Raw genomic sequence first — 13,652 nt, forward strand, 5'->3', positions numbered from 1 at the left:
CGGCCGGAGGCGACGCTCTCAGACCACCGTGGCCCCGGGCACCGGACCGGCCGCGGTCCGTACCGACCTGCACGTGCCGGACGCCCGCAGGGCGGCCGCCGTCTTCTCCGCCGACTCGGCGTCGCGGGTGAGGAACGCCGTCGTCGGACCCGAACCGGAGACCAGCGCGGCGAGCGCGCCCGCCCCCCGGCCGGCGGCGAGCGTGTCGGCCAGTTCCGGGAAGAGGGAGAGCGCGGCGGGCTGGAGGTCGTTCGAGACGGTGGCCGCCAGCGCGTCCGGGTCGCCCTTCGCCAGCGCGTCGAGCAGGTCCGCCGAAGCCACCGGCTCCGGGATCTCCCGCCCCTGCGCCAGCCGGTCGAACTCGCGGAAGACCGCCGGGGTGGACAGGCCGCGCTCCGCCATCGCGAACACCCAGTGGAAGGTGCCGCCGACCTGGAGTCCGGTCAGCCTCTCGCCGCGGCCGACCCCGAGGGCGGCGCCGCCGACCAGGCTGAACGGCACGTCGCTGCCCAGCTCGGCGCAGATGTCGAGGAGTTCCGCGCGGGAGGCGCCGGTGCCCCACAGCGCGTCGCAGGCCAGCAGGGCGCCCGCGCCGTCCGCGCTGCCGCCCGCCATGCCGCCGGCGACCGGGATGTCCTTGGCGATGTGGATGTGCACGTCCGGTTCGATGCCCCGGCGCGCGGCGAGCGCGATCGCGGCACGCGCGGCGAGGTTGGTGCGGTCCAGCGGGACCTGGGCGGCGTCCGGGCCCTCGCAGGTGACACGGAGCGCGTCCGCGGGGGTCACGGTGACCTCGTCGTACAGGCCGACGGCGAGGAAGACGTTGGCCAGGTCGTGGAAGCCGTCGGGCCGGGCGGCGCCGACCGCGAGCTGGACGTTGACCTTGGCGGGGACCCGTACGGTGACGCTCACTGAGCGGTCTCCTTCTTCGCCTCGGCGATCCGCGCGAACTCCTCGACCGTCAGGGACTCGCCGCGCGCCTGCGGCGAGATGCCCGCGGCGACCAGGGCGGCCTCGGCGGCGGGCGCGGACCCGGCCCAGCCGGACAGGGCCGCGCGCAGGGTCTTGCGGCGCTGTGCGAAGGCCGCGTCGACCACCGCGAAGACCTCCTTCTTGGAGGCCGTCGTGTCGATGGGCTCGGTCCGCCGGACCAGGGAGACCAGGCCGCTGTCGACGTTCGGCGCGGGCCAGAAGACGTTGCGTCCGATGGCGCCGGCCCGCTTCACGTCGGCGTACCAGTTCGCCTTCACGGAGGGCACGCCGTACACCTTGTTGCCGGGTGCGGCGGCGAGGCGGTCGGCGACCTCGGACTGCACCATCACCAGCGTCCGCTCGATGCTCGGGAAGGTCGCGAGCATGTGCAGCAGCACGGGGACGGCGACGTTGTACGGCAGGTTCGCCACCAGGGCGGTCGGCGGCGGGCCGGGCAGTTCGGTGACGTCCATCGCGTCGGAGTGGACCAGCGCGAACCGGTCGGCGCGCTCGGGCATGCGGGCCGCGATCGTCGCGGGCAGCGCGGCGGCCAGCACGTCGTCGATCTCGACGGCGGTGACCCGGTCCGCGACCTCCAGCAGGGCGAGCGTGAGGGAACCGAGCCCGGGCCCGACCTCGACGACCACGTCGTCGGGGCGGACCTCGGCGGTCCGGACGATACGCCGGACCGTGTTGGCGTCGATCACGAAGTTCTGGCCGCGCTGCTTGGTGGGGCGGACACCGAGCGCTGCCGCCAGCTCACGGATGTCGGCGGGACCGAGGAGGGCGTCGGGGGTGGGGCTGCTCACCCCCCAAGAGTACGGTCACCCACCCCCCACTCCCACCAGCCACCCAGCAGCACAGCCCCCACCCGCCCGAACACACCCACACCCGACCACGCCCCCCAGCCACCCCAAGGAGCGCGAGGAACTGCGCAACCAGCCCCCACGCACCCGCACCGACCCACGCACCCCAACCCCCTCAGGGGCGCGGGGAACTGCGCGACCAGCCCCCACGGCCAGGCACCCGACCACACACCCCAACCACCCCAAGGGGCGCGAGGAACTGCGCGACCAGCCCCCACGCACCCGCACAGGGACACGCACAGGGACCCCCACCCCAGACCCCGCCCCTACGACCGCAGCCGAGCGCCACAGTGCGGCCACGGACTCCCACCCCGCCGCACATACAACTTCTTCGCCCGGAACGTCTGCTCCTCCGCCGACGCGTCCTGCGGCCGCCCCGAGCCGCCGAGGCTGTGCCAGGTCCGGGTGTCGAACTGGTACAGCCCCCCGTACGTGCCCGAAGGATCCACCGCCCCGGGCCGCCCCCCGGACTCGCAGACGGCCAGAGCGTGCCAGTTCAGCCCGTCCGCACCGCTCACCGACGCCGGACGCGGCTTGGTGCCGACCTTCACCAGCTGCCCGCGCGGCTCGCGCACCACCTCCGCGCGCTCCTGGCGCGGTCTCTCCCGGACGCCGTTGACGGTGCGCACGAGGTAGGTGATCCGCCGCAGCCCGGGCCGGCCGGGCCGCTCGACGACCTCGGTCCCCTTGAAGATCGTGGGATCGTCGGCGCGTTCGACCGCGAACGGGATGGGCTCCTCGCGCACCTCCCGGCTTCCGGTCACCCGCAGCACGGTCACGGTCTGCCCGTCGCGCGGGAAGGCCGCGCCCGGGACGGACGTGGTGTCCTGCCCGTGCAGGGTGATCCCGGCCTCCTCGACGGCCTCGCGGACGGTGGCCGCGTTGGTGCGGACGGTGCGGGCGCGGCCGTCGGCCAGGATCGTGACGGAACGCTCGGTGCGGACGTCGAGCGCGAGTCCGGCCCGTCCGATGCCCTGGGACCGCGAGGCGGACAGGTAGGCGCCCTCGGCGCGCACCCCGAGTTCCCTGAGGGCCCCGTCCACCGTGTCCGCGGTCGTCCACACCTCGCGCCGCTCGCCGTCCAGGGTGAGCCGTACGGGGCGGCCGTAGCGCACCGCCACCTCGTCCCCGCTGGCGAGCGCGGCGCCCGGGGCGGGCGCGACCATGTCGTGGGCGCCGACCCGGACGCCCTCCTCGGCGAGCAGCTCGGTCACGTCGTCGGCGAAGGTGTGCAGGGTGCGGGGCCGGCCGTCGACGCTCAGTTCGACCGCCTTGTCCTTGACGACGAAGGCGGTGGTGCCGCCCGCGAGGAACGCGACGACCAGTGCCTGGGGCAGCAGCCGGCGGACCGCGGAGTCGGGGCGCTCGGCGCCCCGCCCCTTGCGCCGGCGCGCCCCGCGGCCGCCGTCCCGCGCGGGCTCCCCGGACCGCCCGGCCCCGGCGCCCGCACCTCCGTCCCCGAAGCCCGGGAAGTCCGGCACGGTCGCCTCGGACCCGGCCCCGGCCACGGCCCCGGCACCCCGGAAGTCCGGCACGGTCGCCTCGGACCCGGCCCCGGCCACGGCCCCGGCACCCCGGAAGTCCGGCACGGTCTCCGCGAAGCACGCCCCGCCGGTTCCCCCCTGCCTGGGCAGCGGCAGCGGCGGCTCGGGGACGAGGTACGCCTCGGCCTCGTAGGCGGGCCGGTAGGTGTCCCTGCCGCTCCAGCCGGTCCCGTCGCTCGCGGGGATCCCGGGGTACTCGTCGGGGTCGTACACCCCGTACGGCAGCGTCTGCGCGGTGTGCGGACAGGCGTCACCGCCGTAGGGGTCGTACGTCTCGTACGGCGACTTGCTCACGCCGACACGCTCCAGGGGGCCAGAGGGGTCCGGATCGGGCCCCCAGAACCTAGCGGAGCGGGCGTCACTCTCCAAAGCGACGCGACTACGCACGGTGGCGCCTCGAACAGGCGCCCAGGTGCTCAGTAGCCGAAGGCGCGCGCGGTGTTGGCGCCCAGGGCGGTCGCCAGCGCGTCCTCGTCGATGCCGCGCACGGCGGCCATCGCGCGCACGGTGACCGGCACCAGATAGGGCGCGTTGGGCCGCCCCCGGTAGGGCGCCGGGGTCAGGAAGGGCGCGTCGGTCTCCACGAGGACCAGTTCCAGCGGGGCCACGGCGAGCGCGTCCCGCAGGTTCTGGGCGTTCTTGAAGGTGACGTTCCCGGCGAAGGACATGTAGTAGCCCTCGCGGGCGCAGATCCGGGCCATGTCGGCGTCGCCGGAGTAGCAGTGGAAGACGGTGCGCTCGGGGGCGCCCTCCTCCCGCAGGACGCGCAGCACGTCGTCGTGGGCGTCGCGGTCGTGGATGACCAGGGCCTTGCCGTGCCGCTTGGCGATCTCGATGTGGGCGCGGAAGGACCTCTCCTGGGCCTCCTTGCCCTCGGGCCCGGTGCGGAAGTGGTCCAGGCCGGTCTCGCCGACGCCCTTGACGTGGGGCAGCGCGGCGAGCCGGTCGATCTCGGCGAGCGCCTCGTCGAGCGCGGCGTCGCCGCCCGGGACGCGCGCGCCCTGCCGGGACCATCCGTCGGGGTCGCCGAGCACGATGCGCGGGGCCTCGTTGGGGTGCAGGGCGACGGCCGCGTGCACGTTCTCGAAGGCGGCGGCCGTCTCGGCGGCCCACTGCGAGCCCTTGATGTCGCAGCCGACCTGGACGACGGTCGTCACGCCCACCGACGCGGCCTTGGCGAGGCCCTCCTCGACCGTGCCCGACTGCATGTCGAGGTGGGTGTGGGAGTCGGCGACGGGCACCCGCAGGGGTGCCGGGAGCGGCGGGGCGGTGTGCTTGTCGTCCTTGGTGGCCCGGCCGGTGTTCGAAGACATGCCCCGATCCTACGAAAGGGGCACGCCCGCCCCGCCCGCCTCACCGCGCCCGGGCCGCCCGTGGCCGGGCCGCCCGGCGCGGGACGCGGGTCAGCTCGCCCGGCGCTGGAAGGGGTGCAGGAGATCGGACAGATGCCAGTGGTGGTCCTCGTGTGCCGTGCTGACGTCGGCGGGGGCCGTGGTCACCTCGGCGGGGGGCGTCGGCGACGCGGTGTGCCGGGGCCGTACGGCGGCGCCGTGCACCGACGACACCTGCCCCGCGCGCATGATCCGTACGACGTGGCCGTCGCAGTTCTGGCACGCGGGCCGGCTCAGTGGTGACGGGACGACCCGGCCGTCGGCGACGTACCGGATGCACTGCCGGCCCTCGGTGTCGGTGTGGTGCTCTATCGCGTACGACTGCTCCCAGCCGTGCCCGCAGCGCATGCAGGCGAACGCGTACGACTCGTGGACGGTGGCGGTGCCCGTGCCGCTGAGGCCGGTCTGCCCTGCGATCTCGCTCATTCCAGCTCCTCTTGTCCGCTGGACAAGCACCCCCGGTCGCGGGATTCCCCTGGAATCCCTGGGGGCGAGGGACGGTTCGTCCCTGCGACCAGTGGACGCCTTCACGAGCGCGAACGCAGCCCTCCTGCCGACTGTTGGACCCGTTTTGGGCGATCCTTGCCAGAACAGCCCCGCGGGCCGGGCGAGCCCTTTGCCTTCCGCCCTCCGCCTTTGCCGGTGCATGGGGCGCACTCATGGTCACGGACGGAGCGCGGGGCCGCGGAGGCGGGGAGACGGAGGGCAGGGAGGCGGAGCGCGGGGCAGCGGAGGGCGGGACCGCGGAGGGCGGGGACCGCTCCCCTGCGGAGCGGCAGGTGACGCGAGCCGGAACCCGGCCGGAACCGAGCCGGAACGCGTCCGGAACCGGGCCGGAACCCGTCCGCGACTCAGCCCGCGACTCAGCCGGCAGTCAGCCGGCACTCACCGGCGCGCGCTCACCGGTCGGCCTGTTTGGCCGCGACCACCGCGTCGAACACGACCCGCTTGGGCAGCCCGGCATCCGCCGCGACGGCGGCGATCGCCTCCTTGCGCCGCTCCCCGGCCTCCTCGCGCACCCGTACCCGGCGCACCAGCTCTTCGGCGTCGAGTTCCTCGGGGCCCGTCTCGGGGGCGCCCTCCACGACGACGGTGATCTCGCCGCGCACGCCCTCGGCCGCCCAGGCGGCCAGCTCACCGAGCGGCCCCCGCTTGATCTCCTCGTACGTCTTGGTCAGCTCGCGGCACACGGCGGCCCGCCGCTCGGCGCCGAAGGCCTCGGCCATGGCGGCGAGGGTGTCGTCGAGCCGGTGCGGGGCCTCGAAGTAGACGAGGGTCCGGCGCTCGGCGGCGACCTCGCGCAGCCGGGACAGCCGCTCCCCCGCCTTGCGCGGGAGGAAGCCCTCGAAGCAGAAGCGGTCCACGGGCAGCCCGGACAGGGCGAGCGCGGTCAGCACGGCGGACGGGCCGGGGACGGCGGTGACCTTGATGTCCTTCTCGACGGCCGCGGCGACCAGCCGGTAGCCGGGGTCGGACACCGAGGGCATGCCGGCGTCCGTGACGAGGAGCACACGGGCGCCGCCGAGCAGTTCCTCGACGAGTTCGGGGGTGCGCGCGGACTCGTTGCCCTCGAAGTAGGACACCACGCGGCCCTTGGGCGTCACGCCGAGCGCCTGGGTCAGCCGGCGCAGCCGCCGGGTGTCCTCGGCGGCGACGACGTCCGCGCCGGCCAGTTCGTCGGCGAGCCGGGGCGGCGCGTCCGCGGTGTCGCCGATGGGGGTTCCTGCCAGGACAAGGGTTCCAGTCACCCCCCCATCCTCCCAGGGCCGCCGGGAGTGGGGAAAACAACCGTATCCCGACCGGTACCTCGCATGCGCGGGACTCACACAGCACGGTTCCCTACGATGGCGCGGTGACCAGTACCGCGTCCTCCATGGACCTCCGGCAGGGCCAGGCACCGCACGACGAGCGGCCGGCATGGCGGCAGCGGCTGCGCCGCTTCGGCCACACGCCGGCGCCGGGCACACCCGCGGACGACGTCCGCGATCTGCTGGTGCCGCCGTACGCCGAGCCGGGCGCGCGGCTGTGGCACGTGCTGGGCGTCCCGCCGCTCCTCGCCGACCGGATCACGCGCTGGTCCGGCTGGGGCGGGCCGCTGCTGGTGACGCTGATGGCGGCCCTGCTGCGGTTCTGGAACCTGGGCAATCCGCACAAGGTCATATTCGACGAGACGTACTACGCCAAGGACGCCTGGGCGCTCGTCCACCGCGGCTACGAGGTCAACTGGGACAAGAACGCCAACGACGTGGTGCTGCAGACCCACGGCCATCTGCACATCCCCGTGGACGCGGCGTACGTCGTGCACCCGCCGGTCGGCAAGTACGTGATCGGGCTCGGGGAGCTGGTCTTCGGGTTCGACCCGTTCGGCTGGCGGTTCATGACCGCGCTGCTGGGCACGCTCAGCGTGCTGCTGCTGTGCCGGATCGGGCGCCGCATGTTCCGCTCGACGTTCCTGGGCTGTCTGGCGGGCGCGCTGATGGCGGTGGACGGCCTGCACTTCGTGATGAGCCGGACCTCGCTGCTCGACGGCGTGCTGATGTTCTTCGTCGTCGCGGCGTTCGGCTGTCTGATCATCGACCGGGACCGTTCCCGGGAGCGGCTGGCGGCGGCCCTGCCGGTGGACCCGGACGGCAGGGTCCGCCCGGACGCGGACACCGGCGACACCTTCCGCTTCGGCCTGCGGCCCTGGCGCTGGGCGGCCGGGCTGATGCTGGGCCTGGCCTTCGGCACGAAGTGGAACGGCCTGTACATCCTGGCCGCGTTCTGTGTGATGGCGGTGCTGTGGGACGTCGGCACGCGCAGGGTGGCGGGCGCCCGGCACCCGTACCAGGCGGCGCTGAGGCACGACACGGGTCTCACGTTCCTCGCGACGGTCCCGGTGGCCTTCGCCGTGTACCTGGCGTCCTGGACCGGCTGGATCCTGTCCCCGGCGAACGGCCGGGGCGGCTACTTCCGCGACTGGGCGGCGACCGCGGGCAAGGGCGGCCACTGGACCTTCCTGCCGGACTGGCTGCGCAGCCTGTGGCACTACGAGCACGAGGTCTACAACTTCCACGTCCACCTGTCGACGCCGCACACCTACCAGTCCAATCCGTGGAGCTGGATCGTGCTGGGCCGCCCGGTGTCGTACTTCTACGAGTCGCCCATGCCGGGCACGGACGGCTGCCCGGCGGACGCGCGGGAGAAGTGCGCCCGCGAGGTGCTGGCCCTCGGCACTCCGGTGCTGTGGTGGCTCGCCTGCTTCGCGATCCTGTACGTCCTGTGGCGCTGGGCCTTCCGCCGCGACTGGCGGGCCGGTGCCATCGCCTGCGCGATCGCGGCCGGGTACCTGCCCTGGTTCGAGTACCAGCAGCGGACGATCTTCCTCTTCTACGCCGTCGTCTTCCTCCCCTTCCTCTGCCTCGCGGTGGCGATGATGATCGGCGCGATCATCGGCCCCCGCGGCTCCACCGACACCCGCCGCGCGGTGGGCGCCTCGGCGGCGGGCGTCCTGGTCCTCCTGATCGCCTGGAACTTCATCTACTTCTGGCCCCTCTACACGGGCACGGCGATCCCGATCGACCAGTGGCGCGCGCGGATGTGGCTGGACACCTGGGTGTAGCCGCGGCCTGTGCCGGAGCGGGTTCAAGTGGCCATGTATCCGGAGAAGTTCGGCTGTGGGGTTTGTCGCAAGCCTGCTACGGAGTGCCGGGTGGGATCACTCGTGAGGGTGAGGACTCTAGGCTGGTTGCCGTCGTTGGGGAGTGTGAGGGCTGCGGGGACCCTGGGGAAGGTACGGAGGAACTGAGGCTGTGGGCAAGAGAAGGCGTGTCGCCGAGCAACGAAAGGCGAAGGCGAGACCCGCCGTACTGGGCGGGGTGATCGCTGTGGTCGTGGGCGGGGTCGGCCTCGGCACCTACGCGCTGGTCGGCGGCGGGTCGGCGGACGCCCAGGCGACCACCCGCAAGGCCGTCAGGACGGGCCCGCTGACCGCGGCGGAGGTCCACAAGGCCTCCACTCGATTCCTGACTGCCTGGCAGCAGGGCCGTACCGCGCAGGCGTCGGCGGCGACCGACGACCCGGCCGCGGCGGCCGCGCAGCTCGGCACGGTCCTCAAGGACGCCCATCTGCAGGACGTCAGCCTCACTCCGGGTGCCGCGACCGGCGCCAAGGTGCCGTTCTCCGTCAAGGCGACGGTGGCGTACCAGAACCTGAACAAGCCGCTGGCGTACCAGAGCTCGCTCACCGTGGTGCGGCGCAAGACCGACGGCGAGCCGGTGGTCGGCTGGCAGGCGGCCGTCGTGCAGCCCGACCTGAAGGACGGCGACGCCCTCGTCACCGGCGAGTCCGGCACCCCGCCGGTCACGGCGCTGGACCGGGACGGCGGCGAACTGACGGCGGCGAAATACCCGTCGCTGGGCGCGGTGCTGGACGGGCTGCGCGAGAAGTACGGCAAGACCGCGGGCGGCAAGGCGGGCATCGAGCTGCGGGTGGTGCGCGGCAAGGACTCGTCGAAGGCGGGGCTGTCCGACAAGACCCTGGTGGAGCTGAGCCAGGGCACCCCGGGCACCGTGCGGACCACGCTGAGCCCGAAGATGCAGGCGGAGGCCGAGGAGCAGGTCGGCAGGAAGCCGCGGGCCTCGGTGGTGGTCCTGCGGGCCTCCACGGGGGAGATCCTCGCGGTCGCCAACACCGCGCACGGCTTCAACGTCGGTTTCCAGGGCTCCCTGGCGCCCGGCTCCACGATGAAGATCGTGACGTCGACGATGCTGTTCGAGAAGAAGCTCGTCACGCCGGACGCCTCGCACCCCTGCCCCAAGACCTACAAGCTCGCCGGCTGGACGTTCCACAACGACGCCGACTCCGAGATCAAGAAGGGCTCGTTCAAGCAGAGCTTCGGAGCCTCCTGCAACAACGCCTTCATCAACTTCGCGCCGAAGCTGTCGGACAGCGACCTGACGAAGGAGGCCCAGGAGGTCTACGGCCTCGGCATGGACAACTGGTCCATCGGCGTCCCGTCCTTCGACGGTTCCGTGCCCGTGCAGAGCGGCGCGCAGATGGGTGCCTCGCTGATCGGCCAGGGCGGGGTGCGCATGAACCCGCTGAACATGGCGTCGGTGGCGGCGACCGTCCGCTCGGGCGTCTTCCACCAGCCGTTCCTGGTCTCGCCCGACGTGGACCACCGCACGCTGGCGAAGGCCGCGCGGACCATGTCGAAGAAGACGCAGGCGCAGCTGCAGGAGGTCATGCAGTTCACGGCGGCGTACGGCACGGCCGCCAAGGCGATGGCGGGCCTCGGTCCGGACTACGGCGCCAAGACCGGTTCGGCCGAGGTCGACAACCAGAAGAAGCCCAACGGCTGGTTCTCCGCGTACAAGGGCGACCTCGCCGCGGCGGGCGTGTGCGAGGCGGGCGGCCACGGCGGCGACACGGCCGGGCCGATCGTCGCGGCACTACTCAAGACCGGCGCCTGACCGCCCGGAACACCGGCCGCCGGCGGGTCCGACCCGCACCGCCGGACCTGCGCTCCGGCACTCCGGACACACCGGCCGGTTACCGCGGGGCGCGGCCGCGCGGATCCGCCGCGCGAGGTTCGGCCGCGTACCGGTTCGGGCGCCGACGGGTCGGCCGTGCCGGTCAGCTGCGTACGGGTTCGGCCGTGTGGGTCCGGCGCAGGAAGGCGACCAGCGTCTTGAGATCGAACTGCACCACGTCCACGCCCCGCGCGGAGTGGAACTCGACGACGGTCTGGACCCGGCCGCACGGCCAGACCCGCACGTCACCGTCCTCGGCCGGCGTCCGCAGCCCGCGCTCCAGCAGGTCGCGCGGGAAGGTCCACTCCTGTGCTCCGGGCAGTGCGACCGACACCGACCAGGGGTCGGTACCGGGGTCGTAGCGCAGGACCACCGGCACCGCGGCCGGGTCCTGCCGGCCCTCGTCCGCGACCGTGACGATGTGGGCGCGCGCGTACTGCTCGACTACAGGCATCGGGACGCCCTCTCACGCTGGGTGACCTGTCCGGAAGTAGTGCGTCTCACTCCCCTCCCAATGTCGCATATTTTCCGGTTTGCGCATAAATGAGCTATTCGTTCCGCTATCCGCATCTTCACCCTTCCGAGCAAGGCGGAGAGCGGGCCGCCCCGCCGGCCGGGACCGCGGTGGCGTTCACCCGCTCCGTACCGATGCTCACCTTCCCCGCCACGGCCGGAACAACCGGCCGCCCGCCTTCCGGCGCCCTGATCTGCGGCGACGCACCACGCGGGGACACCGGCCGGAGATGCCCTTCGGGTTCCCGCCGGAGTCCGTGACAATGGGCGCGTGACGCGTCAAGACGAACGGGACGAGACCGAGGCCGCCGGCTCGCCACTGCTGGACGACCAGCTGTGCTTCGCGCTGTACGCCGCCCAGCGCGCCGTGACCTCCGCCTACCGCCCGCTCCTCGACGCCCTGGGGCTCACCTATCCGCAGTACCTCGTGTTGCTGGTCCTCTGGGAGCGCGGCGAGACCAGCGTGAAGGAACTGGCGGGCGCGCTGCGGCTGGACTACGGCACCGTCTCGCCGCTGCTGAAGCGGCTGGAGGCGGCGGGCCTGGTGCGCCGGGAGCGCGCGGTGTCCGACGAGCGTTCGGTGCTGGTCGCCTGCACCGGGCGCGGGGAGCAGCTCCAGGAGCGCGCGGCGCGTCTGCCGGAGGCCCTCCTCGCGGCGACGGGACTGGGCGCGGCGGAGGTCGCGCGGCTGCGCGAGGACCTGTGGCACCTCACGGAGCGTGTCGACACGGCGGCCGACCGCCGCTGACCCCCCGGGCGGCCGCGACCCCCGTGTTTCCCGGGCCCCGACCCGGACCTCCCCGAATCCACCTCGGTTCGCTCCACGCACCTCCCCGGACTCCGCACACCTCCCTCACGGCCCGTTCGGCGCCGGGGTTACCCACGGTTGCCACCCCTGCCTGCGATGGCGACCTGACGAGCCATTACCTTGTGCACGATGTACTTGCGCACCACCTGATCTGGGGAGGCTGGCCATGACCGACGGCACCGCATCGGACACCGGTGTCGACACCCGTCCGACGAAGATCATGTACGTCGCCGAGGCCACCGCCCACGGCGGCCGGGACGGCCATGTCACCAGCCAGGACGGCCAGATCGCACTGAAGGTCGCGATGCCCCCCGCGCTGGGCGGCCACGGCGACGGCACGAATCCGGAGCAGCTGTTCGCGGCCGGGTACAGCTCCTGCTTCCACAACGCGCTGATCCTCGTCGGCAACCGCGCGGGCTACGACCTGAGCGGCTCCACGGTCGCCGCGAAGGTGGGCATCGGACCGAACCGGCAGCGCGGCTACGGCCTCGCGGTCGCCCTCAGCGTCTCCCTGCCGGTCCTGGACCAGGAGGTCGCCGCTCAGCTCGTGGACGCGGCGCACCAGGTCTGTCCGTACTCCAACGCCACCCGGGGCAACATCGATGTAACGATCGTCCTGGGGTAACCGCACGAAGGAATCCCAGGTCGCGGCAGGGTGTTGCACGCACTGTCGAAGGCAGACCCTCAGGGAAGCGAGCGGACGTGGACGGCGGCGTGGACGTCATGGACAGTGCGGGCGGCGTGGACGGCATGAGCGCCACGGCCGGCGTGGACGGCGTGGTGGCCGCGGGCTTCGAGCCGGTCCGGGAGGCGTTCGCGGCGAACTTCGCGCGGCTCGGCGAGCGCGGCGCGGCCGTCGCCGTGTACCGGGACGGACGCAAGGTCGTGGACCTGTGGGGCGGGACCCGGGACGTGGACGGCACCGCGCCCTGGGAGCCCGGCACCGCGCAGATCGTCCGCTCCGCCACCAAGGGCGTCGCCGCCGCCGCGCTCCTGCTGCTGCACCAGCGCGGCGAGCTGGACCTGGACGCGCCCGTGGGCGCCTACTGGCCGGAGTACAAGGCCGCCGGCAAGGAGCGCACGCTCGTACGGCACCTGCTCGCGCACCGCGCGGGCGTACCGGCGCTGGACCGCCCGCTGACCCCCGCGCAGGCGGCCGACCCCGACCTCGGCGCGGCGGCCGTCGCCGCGCAGGAACCGGCGTGGGAGCCGGGCACCCGGCACGGGTACCACGCGCAGACCTACAGCTGGCTGACCGGCGAGCTGATCCGGCGGATCACCGGGCGCCCGGCCGGCGAGTGGATCGCCGCCGAGATCGCCGCGCCGGCCGCCGCCGGCCTGTGGCTCGGGCTGCCGGAGACGCGGCAGGGTCACGTGGGACGCGTGGGCCCGGTCCAGGCGCCCGAGACCGCGGGCGCCCTGAAGACGCGCCCCAAGCGCGCGGTGGCCGAGGCGTACGCCGACCCCGAGTCCCTCACCCGGCGCGCCTTCGCCGCGATCACCCCGGCCCCGGACGAGAACGCGCCCGCCTACCGCGCGGCCGCGCTGCCCGCCTCCAACGGCATCGCCACCGCCGACGGCCTGGCCCGCGTGTACGCCTCGCTCATCGGCGAAGTGGACGGCGGCAGGCGCCTGTTCGCCCCGGAGACCATGGAGCTGGCCCGCGGCGAGCAGTCCGCCGGTCCGGACGGCGTGCTCGTGGTGGGGACCCGGTTCGGCCTCGGCTGGATGCTGCACGGGGCCGCGTCCCCGCTGCTGTCCGCCGGTTCCTTCGGCCACCCGGGCCGGGGCGGCGCCCTCGGGTTCGCCGACCCGGAGTCGGGGATCGCCTTCGGCTATGTCACCAACGGCTTCCGCAAGAGCGTGACGGCGGACCCGAGGGCGCAGGCCCTGGTGCGCGCGGTCCGCTCGGCCCTCGCGGAGACGGCGTGACCGGCTGACCCCGCCCTGCACACACCCCGCGGGCGGGCTCACGTACGCACCCCTCGGACCGCGCGACCCCGGACCTCACGGACCGCGCGCCCCCGGGCCTCACAGCCCACGGC

12 protein-coding genes are annotated in these 13,652 nt (G+C 73.7%); 5 read left to right on the forward strand and 7 right to left on the reverse strand.

The features are described from left to right. Positions 1-18 precede the first annotated feature (18 nt). The 6 genes from ACIPRD_RS22380 to rsmI all read right to left on the reverse strand — a co-directional run bounded on the left by ACIPRD_RS22380 (position 19) and on the right by rsmI (position 6,521). A complete protein-coding gene (locus ACIPRD_RS22380; RefSeq protein WP_356406293.1) occupies positions 19-912 on the reverse strand; it encodes a 4-(cytidine 5'-diphospho)-2-C-methyl-D-erythritol kinase in 894 nt (297 codons plus the stop codon). Further along, the gene (gene rsmA, locus ACIPRD_RS22385; RefSeq protein ID WP_356406295.1) at positions 909-1,781 is read right to left on the reverse strand and encodes a 16S rRNA (adenine(1518)-N(6)/adenine(1519)-N(6))-dimethyltransferase RsmA; all 873 of its coding nucleotides are present in this window, start codon (positions 1,779-1,781) and stop codon (positions 909-911) included. Before rsmA ends, ACIPRD_RS22380 begins: the two co-directional genes overlap by 4 nt. 323 nt (positions 1,782-2,104) lie before the next feature. After that, positions 2,105-3,676 (reverse strand): ubiquitin-like domain-containing protein, encoded by a 1,572-nt coding sequence (locus tag ACIPRD_RS22390; protein ID WP_401565368.1) that lies wholly within the window; start codon positions 3,674-3,676, stop codon positions 2,105-2,107. Between the two features lie 122 nt (positions 3,677-3,798). Then, positions 3,799-4,695 carry a TatD family hydrolase gene (locus ACIPRD_RS22395; protein WP_401565370.1) on the reverse strand — a complete coding sequence of 299 codons (897 nt, stop codon included), beginning with the start codon at positions 4,693-4,695 and terminating at the stop codon, positions 3,799-3,801. 90 nt (positions 4,696-4,785) lie between these two features. Continuing rightward, positions 4,786-5,199, reverse strand: a complete 414-nt coding sequence (locus ACIPRD_RS22400) for a hypothetical protein (RefSeq protein ID WP_356406302.1) — start codon at positions 5,197-5,199, stop codon at positions 4,786-4,788. 473 nt (positions 5,200-5,672) lie between these two features. Next, the gene (gene rsmI / locus ACIPRD_RS22405) at positions 5,673-6,521 is read right to left on the reverse strand and encodes a 16S rRNA (cytidine(1402)-2'-O)-methyltransferase (protein WP_356406304.1); all 849 of its coding nucleotides are present in this window, start codon (positions 6,519-6,521) and stop codon (positions 5,673-5,675) included. Between the two features lie 104 nt (positions 6,522-6,625). Between rsmI and ACIPRD_RS22410 the strand changes: the two genes are divergently transcribed. Together ACIPRD_RS22410 and ACIPRD_RS22415 are read left to right on the forward strand one after the other, a co-directional pair. After that, entirely contained in the window at positions 6,626-8,374 is a 1,749-nt protein-coding gene (locus ACIPRD_RS22410) for a dolichyl-phosphate-mannose--protein mannosyltransferase (RefSeq protein ID WP_401565373.1), read from the forward strand. A 190-nt stretch (positions 8,375-8,564) separates the two neighbouring features. Next, positions 8,565-10,226, forward strand: coding sequence for a penicillin-binding transpeptidase domain-containing protein (locus ACIPRD_RS22415; protein WP_401565375.1), 1,662 nt, complete (start codon positions 8,565-8,567; stop codon positions 10,224-10,226). A 163-nt stretch (positions 10,227-10,389) separates the two neighbouring features. Here ACIPRD_RS22415 and ACIPRD_RS22420 read toward each other — a convergent pair whose 3' ends face one another. Continuing rightward, positions 10,390-10,740, reverse strand: coding sequence for an SsgA family sporulation/cell division regulator (locus ACIPRD_RS22420; protein ID WP_356406311.1), 351 nt, complete (start codon positions 10,738-10,740; stop codon positions 10,390-10,392). Between the two features lie 330 nt (positions 10,741-11,070). Between ACIPRD_RS22420 and ACIPRD_RS22425 the strand changes: the two genes are divergently transcribed. From ACIPRD_RS22425 to ACIPRD_RS22435, 3 genes are all read left to right on the forward strand, one after another. Continuing rightward, a complete protein-coding gene (locus ACIPRD_RS22425) occupies positions 11,071-11,547 on the forward strand; it encodes a MarR family transcriptional regulator (RefSeq protein WP_356406313.1) in 477 nt (158 codons plus the stop codon). 226 nt (positions 11,548-11,773) lie between these two features. Then, positions 11,774-12,232, forward strand: coding sequence for an organic hydroperoxide resistance protein (locus tag ACIPRD_RS22430; RefSeq protein WP_356406314.1), 459 nt, complete (start codon positions 11,774-11,776; stop codon positions 12,230-12,232). A gap of 125 nt (positions 12,233-12,357) precedes the next feature. Next, a complete protein-coding gene (locus tag ACIPRD_RS22435; RefSeq protein ID WP_401565788.1) occupies positions 12,358-13,539 on the forward strand; it encodes a serine hydrolase domain-containing protein in 1,182 nt (393 codons plus the stop codon). Positions 13,540-13,652 lie beyond the last annotated feature (113 nt).

It is taken from the genome of Streptomyces sp. NPDC090108 (assembly GCF_044747185.1).
Taxonomy (GTDB): domain Bacteria; phylum Actinomycetota; class Actinomycetes; order Streptomycetales; family Streptomycetaceae; genus Streptomyces.

Bases quoted from the DNA above. Each gene is read 5' to 3' on its own strand.
- ACIPRD_RS22420 (WP_356406311.1), bottom strand. From the start codon at position 10,740: ATGCCTGTAGTCGAGCAGTACGCGCGCGCCCACATCGTCACGGTCGCG.
- ACIPRD_RS22430 (WP_356406314.1), top strand. From the start codon at position 11,774: ATGACCGACGGCACCGCATCGGACACCGGTGTCGACACCCGTCCGACG.
- ACIPRD_RS22395 (WP_401565370.1), bottom strand. From the start codon at position 4,695: ATGTCTTCGAACACCGGCCGGGCCACCAAGGACGACAAGCACACCGCC.
- ACIPRD_RS22435 (WP_401565788.1), top strand. From the start codon at position 12,358: ATGAGCGCCACGGCCGGCGTGGACGGCGTGGTGGCCGCGGGCTTCGAG.
- ACIPRD_RS22400 (WP_356406302.1), bottom strand. From the start codon at position 5,199: ATGAGCGAGATCGCAGGGCAGACCGGCCTCAGCGGCACGGGCACCGCC.